Origin of the sequence: Paramagnetospirillum marisnigri, assembly GCF_001650715.1 — a bacterium.
Lineage (GTDB): Bacteria > Pseudomonadota > Alphaproteobacteria > Rhodospirillales > Magnetospirillaceae > Phaeospirillum > Phaeospirillum marisnigri.
The window spans coordinates 33,822-42,963 of sequence record NZ_LWQT01000053.1 but is presented as its reverse complement, the minus strand read 5'-3'; the positions used below and the strand labels follow the sequence as shown (position 1 = coordinate 42,963).

Sequence of the window (9,142 nt, the reverse complement as noted above, 5' to 3'; positions counted from 1 at the left end):
TCGCGCTCAAGCTCCTTGAGCCGCTTGGCCTGTGAGACCTTCATCCCACCGTATTCCTGGCGCCAGCGGTAGTACGTAACCTCCGTTACCGCCAAAGCCTTGGCGACGTCGGCCACCTTCCGGCCTTGCGCCAGAAGCACGTCCGCTTCACGCAGCTTGCCGATGATCTCTTCGGCGGTATGTCTCTTCTTCGGCATGGAATGTCCCCTTCATGGTCAGTTGAATTATTACATTCAACCTGGAGCCATTCACGGGGGGAGGGTCAAGGAAGGCTGGCCGGAACTTTGGCACCTGATCACCACGGATGAGTTAGCGGGAGCGCAGTAGCCCGGAGGGGCGGCGCCATTGGGAGGGGGCTTGTCTCCCTTCCAATGGCGGCGTTGCGGGTTGCCGGGTGCTGAGAGGGCACAACATCAGGCCGAGGCCGCTTACGCGGCCTGGCGCTGGGGGAAATTCCGACCGGCGGCGGCGGCATGGAAGAACGCGGCGGTCTGCATGGCCCAAAGGTCCAAGCCGATGTCGTCGGCTGCCTCGACCGGGATGGTCTGGCTCCAATCGGCGGCGCCGAAGAAGTCACCGGCGAGCGTCCCGGACAGGCTTCCAAATTCACCTTTCGGGGTCCAGCTGACCATGTAGGGGGTGTCTCCGATCCAGGTCAGGAACTGCTGGGGCTGGGTGGCGGTGCGGTCCATGGGAAGCCTCCTAAATCTCGGTTTCGACGGCGATCCGAGACACCGGGGCGTGGGGCAGGCATAGGATTTTGGGGGAACCGCGTCGGCTTGCCGACGTGGGGGAGCCGAAATCCGTCATTGCCAGGACCGGCGGCAGCCGGGCCGGTGCCCAGGCGACCTGGTGTAGGATCGCCAGCGGCGAAACTGAGCATTGATCGGAGGTGGCTTCCCCAGGGCCGTCTGCCGGAGCCGTGCCGGTCAGGCCCGGTCGCGGTCTCCTGCATGAGCCAGCGGCTGGCGTTGGTCGTGGAAGGCTACAGGGACAGTCCGGTTTCGAGGACCTGAAGCTTGGCGCCTCGCACCCAACGCGGCAGGGTGCTGGCCTGGCTTTTGACCTGGTTATGCTCGATGGCGGCGATCAGCCGCATCCGAGCCCGCGAATTGTCCAGCAGCCATGCACGATCTGCCAGGGCCAGGGCCTGCGGAAGATTGTCCATGCTGCGGCGGTAACGTCGTTCCACGTCGGCGCCGGAAACACGGTGGCCACCATCCGAAACGCGGGAGGCGATTCGGCCCATGGAGACGATGGGCGATTCCGTCGCGATGAAGATGAGGTTCACCTTGTAACCTGCCGCCTTGGCGTCCCGCATCAGGGCAAGTTCCTGGTTGCCGGACAGCGTGGTCTCGATGGCGAAGCTTCGACGATCCGCGAGCAAATGGCCCCTGAGAGCCAGGGCCTGGCGCCCCGCGCGGATCGCGGCGGCAGGATCATTCGGATTGGACGGGTTGAGGGTACGCGCGATTTCGTCGGGATTGACAACGGGAAGGCGGTCCACCAGATGGCGACGGGCCAGTGTGGTCTTGCCGCTTCCATTCGGCCCGGCGACGATCCAAATCTGGTGCATTACAGGTCTCGGATCAGGACTTCCCGGTCATTGGCGAAGGTCACCAGCTGGCGGCGACCGTCAGGGTGCTCCTTCACGATGCCCTCACGATATTGGTCGTCGCTGTAGTAGATGGGGCGACCGGCGGCCAGATGGCGTTTCGCCTCATCGCCCTTGTCGCTGGCCAGGGCGCTGGTGAAGGCCGTGACGAACCGGCGTTCCTCAGCCTCGGTCATGGTCTCCAGCTTTGAAATATCCTGTTGCGTCATCACCATCTCCTCTGCTGCGGATTCAATCGCTCGCAGTCAGGTCCGTCCAGATAATTTTTGGCGGCCCTTGCGCAAGGCAACCAGTGCCTGTCCGGCCCTGAACCAGATCGTATGCCTCCAGGCCGCGTCGGCATCCCTGAGCCCCGAGATCGAACATTCACGCGATGCACGTTACCCGGTTCCGGCCTTCCCGCTTGGCAACATACATAGCCTGATCTGCCTGACTCTGGATCTTGGCAATGCTTTCGGAGTGGGCCTTGGCCGCAGCGACCCCGATGCTCGCCGTGATCGCCAAGCGTTTCTCACCAATATCGGGCATCAGGTTCTCGATATCCTGCCGCAGTTTCTCAGCCAGTGCCACTGCACCTTCGATATCCGTGTCGGGCAGCAGCGCCGAGAACTCCTCACCCCCGATCCGTCCGATGAAGTCGCTCTGCCGAACCCCCATGCGCAGGGCATTGGCGACCGTCCGAAGCACGGTGTCTCCGGCCTCGTGTCCATAGGTGTCGTTGATGCGCTTGAAGTGGTCCAGGTCGACGAACATCATGGCGAATGGCGCCTGCGAGCGCTGCGCCTGCTTCAAGGCACTCTCACACAGGGCGTAATAGGCCCGGGCATTGTACAGCCCGGTAAGCGGGTCCTTGGCTGCCTGATCGGCGAGCTTCTGGTTCGCCAGCACCATGGCGTGGTGAAAGGATATGGACTTGGACGAAAACGCAAAGAAGAAGGCGCTGATATAGCCGATGGCCACCGCCATGGTGATGATAGCGTTGGCCGAATACGGCGTCGGCAGGAGGGGGTTCGCGGCAAATATGAAGATAATCGATACGCCGGTTAGAAAGAGGCCGTACCAAGTGCCGACCAGCAGATAGACGGCAGGGATGGAGAGAGCGAACCAGACGATGCGCATCTCATCTTCGGCGTTGGAGAAAAATGCAACCGCTTCCAGCAGAAACGAAGCCGTCATGCAGATCGTCGCGATCACCGGAAGGCGCTCCGGCTTCGCGCGAAGAAGAGCCAATGCCACCGCATTGAGGACGCAATACGCCGCCCCGCTCCAGAGATAGTGGGGATGCAAGTGCGCGCTGCCGGTCAATGCCGCGATAATGAACAGCGCGGTGACACTGGTGCTGAAGACCACCAGGACACAGGCGAATCGGTGCTGGAACTGGCGGTATTCCGCTCCGTCGGGGAACTCGGTTCGTCCGAACAGAAGGTGGTCGAAGCGCATGGCTTTCCCTCTTGCCTCGCCGATGGCCAGCTTCGGCGCTCACTCAGGTCAGCGTTGTGTCTGCTGTCGCTCCCACTGGCGGCGACAGCGGCGAAATTCCAACATCTCCATGACCATGGCCGCCAGATCCTGGAGCACTTGACGCTGATGCGGATCGAGGCCACGACGGACGCGACGGTCGAAAATGCAGACGGTGCCGAGGGCATAATTGTCGGGCGTCAGCAGCGGCGCGCCCGCATAGAAGCGGATTCCAGGCTTGCCAGTGACCAGGGGATTGGCGGCGAATCTCTCATCTCGCGACGCATCTGGAACCATCAGGACGTCGGTGTCGAGGATCGCATGGGTGCAGAACGAGATTTCCCGCGCTGTCTCGCGGGCGTCGGTGCCTATCATCGCCTTAGACCATTGGCGGTTCGTGTCAATCAGCGACACCAGGGCGACCGGCACATCGAACACCGTGGCGGCGGTCCTGACGATACGATCGAAGCTCTCCTCGAACTCGGTGTCGAGGATGCCGTAATTGACCAGCGTCCCCAGGCGTTCAGCCTCATTTGACGGCAATTCCATCGGGTACCTCTCCCATTGAACGTCAACGAACACATACCATCTGTATATGCTGTTATTTGTGCTATTGGCAACCCAATATCATGAGGTCTAGGCACTCATTGATAGAAGTAATTAGTCTCCGCAAGCGGCCGGAAGCATAGTGGCGGCAAACACGCTGCCGTCGATTCCCTCTGGTGCAATCCCCGTCGCCGTCATGGCTGTGGTGTTGAAGGGCTTCATGCTAGGTGTCTCCTTCAGTTTTCGGTGACCTTTTCCCAGCCTTCGCCCGGCGTTCCTTCAATTCCTCGCGGGCCGATGTGAATTCCCGGCAAACCTTCGTGAGGCCGCCATCTACCTTACCGATCCGCCATTCGTGGAGAGCCTTGGCCAGGCTGGGTCCACGGCCCTTCCAGAAATTGTTAAAGGCCTGCTGGTGATCGGGGCAGCAAAAGTCCTGCTGTTGACGGGCCTTGTCGAAGCTCCCATCACACCACAGGCACGTCCCTTTAGGCTTCTCGGCCGCCGCCTGCTTGCGACGGACCCTTTTGGACCGCTCCCATTCCATCCGGCATTCGGCGCAGCAGCATTCCTGGTTGCGCCTGGGCTTCATCATGGTCTTGCCGCACCAGCGGCAGGCTTTGGAGGGGTCCTGCGCCAGAGCGAGGGGGATTGGAGCCGCCGCACCTTGAACAAGCCCCATCGGGCTTGTTTGGGGAACCATGTACATGGATCGCGAAACAGGCTTCATGGCTGCCTCCCGAACTTGGCGGCAAGGGCGACCTGCCGGACACGTTCAACGGCATCCCTGTAGTCTGGATCAGCGCGCATGTGGACCTCCGCGCGTCGAATGCCGTTCAGAATCGTCGTGTGGTCGCGGCGGCGGAGCAACATCGCGATCCGGACCAAGGCCAGTCCTCCGACCTGGCGCAATACCAGCATGGCCGACCACCTGGCCCGAACGTACGGCATGGCACGAGAGGGGGAGAGCAATTCGGCACGGGTGACGCCATGATTGATGCAGGCCGCTCGAATTACAGTTTCTGACCGAAGCTGATTTTGAGAAGAATGGCGACAATCCTGGGCTTTGTTGATCACGCCAGCAAATTTTCCATGATCCAGATCATAATTTGTCATGGCCGCCTCCCTAAACCTGATAGCCGTGAGACGCGAAGACCTGAGCCATGTTTGCGCCTTCCCAAGAGCCTGGCCGGGACACCACCATGGCGGCGTCCTCCACCAGCATGGCGACCAGGCCGTCAACGGTCAGGGGGCCATGGGAGGTGCAACTTTTGTTGGCCTGGTCGGCTTCAGTGCACCAGGTGGCCAGTTCGGCGAGCAGACGAGCGGTCTCGGCCGACACCTCGACGATGATCTGGCGGGGGGAGTGGTCTTCCTTGATCTGGTCGGGGTCGGGCTTCGCGGGTTTACGCCAGTCCCAGGTATAACCGAGGCGCAAGGCGCCTGCTGGACGCTTGGCGATATTGCTGTAATACATCGGGTTCCGGTTCATGGCGCGATAGAATAGTCGCTGCCGGGCATCTTCGATCTTTGGCCGGAAAGTCCTGCTCCGGCGTACTGACTTCAGGACGTGCCATTTGTGCCATTGGCCGGGCAGGAAGCCTTCCGGGAGGTCATAGGCGCGCGCCCGCTCGCAGGCTGGGTGAAGCCGCCTTCCAACAGCCCTGCGGCCGCGCATGCTGAAATAACCAAAATCGGCATCCCAGCCGTTACCAATGGTGAAGCTCATGATCCTGTCCTCCGAGTGGGTTTCGCACCTTTTCCTCGTCGTGAAATCGGGGGTAGCAAGGTCAAGGGACAGGGGGCGGGCGGGGTAGCTCCCAAAACCCGGAGGGCGGCGCTTGCGCCGATCTGCTTGCAGATTTTTGGGGCATCCCGGCCCCTGGCGACGGGCATCGCCCGGCGCTTGCCCATTGACCGCGCGAGCGGGCTGAAAGCCCCTTAGCTCATCAGGTTGTGGCGCGAACAGCGCCACACCGATTTTGCTCCCTCCCCGCATATGGCGGGGAGGGCCGGGGAGGGGTACGCCCCGACGAGGGGCGTTCCGTTTGTGTGTGGGAGGGGAATTCACGAATTGGCCTGATTAAACAAATCCATCAATTCAAAAAAGTCCGCATCCCACGAATATGCGCAATCAAGGCCAAACAATTCAGACAGGATGCTGCGAATCTCCTCGATACTAATGCGACCAGTAGTTATTGCCGTTTTTAGGTCATCAAGAATCAGTGAATCTGCGCGAGTGCCTTTGGGCCTTGGCCCTAGTAGACCAGGGACGAAGTCTGTTCGAGGGCATATAAAGCGATTGGAATTTGTTGCGTAAAGCAAAGCGACAGCTTTTGCTCTGACTCTGGTTGTGTAGGGGGATGGCTTGGATAATAGCGCCTTTACCCGGCTACGGAGTTCAGGACTGCCATACTCGTACTGCCTGGAATTCATTGTATCCTCCGAGGGGATGTTTCCTTGCTTCTGGGTGACGCAGGAATGGCCCGTTGATATGTTTTTCCGAGGCGATATCTCTATATAGTTTTGGTATTTAGACTCACTGTGGGACGATCCTGTCTCCCCTATGCTCACGGTTTTTTCGTGGTGGCTCACGCAACGAGCCAAGCCGTCAGCCATGGTCTCGGATCGGCGTGGGCGATGGTGAGGGGGCAGCACTTTCTCGGTAATCTCAATAATCTGACCGATTACCCATCCATCGCGGTTGGTGATCAGGCGAGTTTGGATGTAGCCACGATATTTCAGCAGATGGATATATCTCTGGATCGTTCGGGGGCTGACCCCCAGCAGCACGGCCAAGCCGTTGCGGCTTACCCGTTTCGAGCGAGCGGTAAGCGATCTAATCGCCTGAAGCGCCAGTCTGGCCCCCATTGTCAGGCGGGTATCGGTCGCCGCCTGTAGGCTCATGGGCTTCGACCAGAGCTTGGTCTCCGGCGGTGCGGGGTTGGTGTCGCGTGCCCGTTTTGTGCGTTTGCCCTGGCGCTGAGCCTCCCTGGCCCGCAATGACCGCTCGGCCTGGTCATGCCACTCGGCTTCCAGGGCCTCCAATTCTCCGGGCCGCATCGGTCGACGCTGGGCCTCCTGCTTCGCCCGCCACTTTCCGGCTGCTGCCGCCAGCGCGGTCTGCATCCGTTGCCGAGGCGATGGTGGTGCCTCGGTGCTTATAGCGTCTGATCGCGGCTCAAAATGTCCTCGCACATGGCCATAGGTCATCGTCCCTCCTGCGAGGGGCGCGGATGACGACAGGAGAAAAGGACGAGCTAGCCCGTTCGGAAAACTCATGGTTTTCCGTTGACACTTCGACCTGCCTGGGCTAAGAAAAAGGTCGCCAAACGATCTTCTTAGCCGGTAACGGCAGGCCGCTAATCCTCAGGGTTAGCGGTCTTTTTGCTTATGTCATTGGTATTTCCGCGCCTCTCCAATGCAAGCTCACCTTGCGGGACACCATTTGGTCGTGATATCACAACCAACGGATTCGGCGGGTAAATCGCATGGCGTCCCCACGGGGATTCGAACCCCGGTTACCGCCGTGAGAGGGCGGTGTCCTAGGCCTCTAGACGATGGGGACGCAAGAGGCGCGAGGCCCGCTTTATGTCGGAAAGCCCTTGCCCTGGCAAGCACTTTTTTCCGCGATCCGCAGGGGGACCGGGCGGCTGCGCCCGGTGTCGCGGTCGAGGCGGTGGGCCAGGGCCTCGACCATGCGCGGGCGGCCGTCGGGGGATCGGGCCACGGCGGCGATCAGCCAGATCATCTCGGGTTCCCAGGCCTGCTCCAGGTCGGTGGTCGAGGGCAGGGGCGGGGCGTCGGGGTGGGAGTGCCAATGGCCGACGATGCGTTCGCGGCCGCCGCGCAATTCGCGTTCGGCCTGAAAGCGGATGCGGGGGTCCAACTCGAAGCGGTCGGGCCGCTGGTCGGCCAGCAGATTGGCAGCCTCCATCAGTCGCGAGACCCGGACGACGCGTTGGCCGCTGCCGATCAACAGGCCGCAGCATTCGCGGGGATAGGCGGCTTCGGCCGCCTGGGCGATGACGGCCAACTGTGCCGCCGTCATCACCAGCATCAGCGCACCTGGGGTTCCGGGGCGAGCACGAAGCCGCCCACCACCCGGCCTTGGGCGGGGTCCAGCACCAGCAGCCGGTCGGGGCCGGCGCCGGAAAGGCGCAACACCACCCGTTCGCCCGCCGCCGTCACCTGTTCGATGCGGCTGCCCGCGGGCACCGGAATGGCGACGGTGCCGAAATCGGCGCTGGCGGGGGCGCTGGCGGCCGGGGCGGGGGCGGCCATGCCCTTGTACTGGGCCTTCTTGGCGAACAGGCCATAGCCCATCAGGCCCAGCCCCGCCATGAGCAGGATGCCGAGGAACACCACCAATGCCTTGATCGCTTTCATGGGCTGCGCTTCAATCCGTGTTCGCCGATCCGGGCGGATCGGCCATGAAGGAAAACCGAGCACCGTGACCCAGACCCAACTCGATCCCAGGCCGGTTGCCCCCGAGGAAGCCGGTGCCCGTCTCGACAAATGGCTGGCCGGGCAGCTTCCCGATCTGTCGCGCACCCGCATCAAGGCGCTGATCGAGGACGGGCAGGTGGTTTCGGCGGGCGCCACCATAGCCGACCCCTCGCACAGGGTCAAACCCGGCCAAATCTTCTCGGTGGGGGTGCCGCCCGACGCCCCGGCCGAGCCCGAACCCCAGGATATCGCCCTCGACGTGGTCTACGAGGATGCCGATCTGATCGTCATCAACAAGCCCGCCGGAATGGTGGTTCATCCGGCGCCGGGCAATCCCGACGCCACCCTGGTCAATGCCCTGCTGGCCCATTGCGGCGATTCCCTGGCCGGAATCGGTGGGGTGCGGCGGCCGGGCATCGTCCATCGCCTGGACAAGGACACCAGCGGCCTGATGGTGGCGGCCAAGACCGATATCGCCCATCGCTCGCTGTCGGAACAGTTCGCCGCCCACAGCCTGGAGCGTGCCTATCGCGCCCTGGTCTGGGGCCTGCCCAACCCGCCCAAGGGCGAGATCGAGGGCAATATCGGCCGCAACCCCCATGACCGCAAGAAGATGGCGGTGGTCAAGGGTGGCGGCAAGCCGGCGCTGACCCGCTATCAGGTGCTGAAGACCTTCGGCGGCGGTGCCGTCAGCCTGGTGGAATGCCGCCTCGCCACCGGGCGCACCCACCAGATCCGGGTCCACATGACCAGTCTGGGCTATCCGCTGGTGGGGGACCCCGCCTATGGCCGCAGCCGTGCCGGACGGTTGAAGGCGCTGCCCGAGCCGGTGCGAATGGCATTAGCCGATTTCTCTCGTCAGGCTCTCCACGCCTATCTTCTTGGCTTCGATCACCCGACCAAAGGAAGTAGGATTCGGTTCGAAAGCAGTATGCCTGCGGATTTGGCGGGCCTTATCTCAACCTTAGAGGCTATATAAAAATCCCTATACTTGAGCGCGGTGCTGTGACATTCTTTTTCTTATGGAACGACATTGCCGACCAAGGGCGCCTCTCCGGCGCCGGGACGGGAAAC

The 9,142-nt window shown here is 62.0% G+C and carries 13 protein-coding genes and 1 tRNA gene; 1 reads left to right on the top strand and 13 read right to left on the bottom strand.

The features are described 5' to 3' along the window. The 13 genes from A6A04_RS09700 to A6A04_RS09645 all read right to left on the bottom strand — a co-directional run. Positions 1–197: transposase (locus A6A04_RS09700; RefSeq protein WP_068492287.1), on the bottom strand; the 197-nt coding region annotated here is incomplete at its 3' end. Positions 198–428: 231 nt separating this feature from the next. After that, the gene (locus A6A04_RS09695) at positions 429–692 is read right to left on the bottom strand and encodes a hypothetical protein (RefSeq protein WP_068492282.1); all 264 of its coding nucleotides are present in this window, start codon (positions 690–692) and stop codon (positions 429–431) included. 293 nt (positions 693–985) lie between these two features. Further along, positions 986–1,576, bottom strand: coding sequence for an AAA family ATPase (locus A6A04_RS09690; RefSeq protein ID WP_068492280.1), 591 nt, complete (start codon positions 1,574–1,576; stop codon positions 986–988). Beyond that, positions 1,576–1,824, bottom strand: coding sequence for a hypothetical protein (locus tag A6A04_RS09685; protein ID WP_216636090.1), 249 nt, complete (start codon positions 1,822–1,824; stop codon positions 1,576–1,578). Before A6A04_RS09685 ends, A6A04_RS09690 begins: the two co-directional genes overlap by 1 nt. 157 nt (positions 1,825–1,981) lie before the next feature. After that, positions 1,982–3,055, bottom strand: coding sequence for a GGDEF domain-containing protein (locus A6A04_RS09680; RefSeq protein WP_068492278.1), 1,074 nt, complete (start codon positions 3,053–3,055; stop codon positions 1,982–1,984). Between the two features lie 48 nt (positions 3,056–3,103). After that, entirely contained in the window at positions 3,104–3,622 is a 519-nt protein-coding gene (locus A6A04_RS09675; protein ID WP_068492277.1) for a GAF domain-containing protein, read from the bottom strand. A 220-nt stretch (positions 3,623–3,842) separates the two neighbouring features. After that, entirely contained in the window at positions 3,843–4,349 is a 507-nt protein-coding gene (locus A6A04_RS09670; protein WP_156612547.1) for a hypothetical protein, read from the bottom strand. After that, positions 4,346–4,735 carry a helix-turn-helix domain-containing protein gene (locus tag A6A04_RS21625; RefSeq protein WP_082914827.1) on the bottom strand — a complete coding sequence of 130 codons (390 nt, stop codon included), beginning with the start codon at positions 4,733–4,735 and terminating at the stop codon, positions 4,346–4,348. The genes A6A04_RS09670 and A6A04_RS21625 overlap by 4 nt, the downstream gene beginning before the upstream one ends. Positions 4,736–4,745: 10 nt before the next feature. Next, complete coding sequence (locus A6A04_RS22300; protein ID WP_156612546.1) at positions 4,746–5,348, bottom strand: hypothetical protein; 603 nt, start codon at positions 5,346–5,348, stop codon at positions 4,746–4,748. A 338-nt stretch (positions 5,349–5,686) separates the two neighbouring features. Further along, entirely contained in the window at positions 5,687–6,832 is a 1,146-nt protein-coding gene (locus A6A04_RS22295; RefSeq protein ID WP_172822752.1) for an HTH domain-containing protein, read from the bottom strand. 279 nt (positions 6,833–7,111) lie between these two features. Next, positions 7,112–7,187, bottom strand: a tRNA-Glu gene (locus A6A04_RS09655). 21 nt (positions 7,188–7,208) lie between these two features. Beyond that, complete coding sequence (locus A6A04_RS09650; RefSeq protein WP_068492269.1) at positions 7,209–7,679, bottom strand: Mov34/MPN/PAD-1 family protein; 471 nt, start codon at positions 7,677–7,679, stop codon at positions 7,209–7,211. Next, entirely contained in the window at positions 7,679–8,008 is a 330-nt protein-coding gene (locus A6A04_RS09645) for a hypothetical protein (RefSeq protein WP_068492267.1), read from the bottom strand. Before A6A04_RS09645 ends, A6A04_RS09650 begins: the two co-directional genes overlap by 1 nt. Positions 8,009–8,072: 64 nt before the next feature. Between A6A04_RS09645 and A6A04_RS09640 the strand changes: the two genes are divergently transcribed. Further along, on the top strand, positions 8,073–9,047 hold the full coding sequence (locus A6A04_RS09640; protein ID WP_068492265.1) for an RluA family pseudouridine synthase: 975 nt from the start codon (positions 8,073–8,075) through the stop codon (positions 9,045–9,047). Positions 9,048–9,142 lie beyond the last annotated feature (95 nt).

Bases quoted from the DNA above. Each gene is read 5' to 3' on its own strand.
- A6A04_RS22300 (WP_156612546.1), bottom strand. From the start codon at position 5,348: ATGAGCTTCACCATTGGTAACGGCTGGGATGCCGATTTTGGTTATTTC.
- A6A04_RS21625 (WP_082914827.1), bottom strand. From the start codon at position 4,735: ATGACAAATTATGATCTGGATCATGGAAAATTTGCTGGCGTGATCAAC.
- A6A04_RS09675 (WP_068492277.1), bottom strand. From the start codon at position 3,622: ATGGAATTGCCGTCAAATGAGGCTGAACGCCTGGGGACGCTGGTCAAT.
- A6A04_RS09680 (WP_068492278.1), bottom strand. From the start codon at position 3,055: ATGCGCTTCGACCACCTTCTGTTCGGACGAACCGAGTTCCCCGACGGA.
- A6A04_RS22295 (WP_172822752.1), bottom strand. From the start codon at position 6,832: ATGACCTATGGCCATGTGCGAGGACATTTTGAGCCGCGATCAGACGCT.
- A6A04_RS09695 (WP_068492282.1), bottom strand. From the start codon at position 692: ATGGACCGCACCGCCACCCAGCCCCAGCAGTTCCTGACCTGGATCGGA.
- A6A04_RS09645 (WP_068492267.1), bottom strand. From the start codon at position 8,008: ATGAAAGCGATCAAGGCATTGGTGGTGTTCCTCGGCATCCTGCTCATG.
- A6A04_RS09670 (WP_156612547.1), bottom strand. From the start codon at position 4,349: ATGAAGCCTGTTTCGCGATCCATGTACATGGTTCCCCAAACAAGCCCG.
- A6A04_RS09650 (WP_068492269.1), bottom strand. From the start codon at position 7,679: ATGCTGGTGATGACGGCGGCACAGTTGGCCGTCATCGCCCAGGCGGCC.
- A6A04_RS09690 (WP_068492280.1), bottom strand. From the start codon at position 1,576: ATGCACCAGATTTGGATCGTCGCCGGGCCGAATGGAAGCGGCAAGACC.
- A6A04_RS09685 (WP_216636090.1), bottom strand. From the start codon at position 1,824: ATGACGCAACAGGATATTTCAAAGCTGGAGACCATGACCGAGGCTGAG.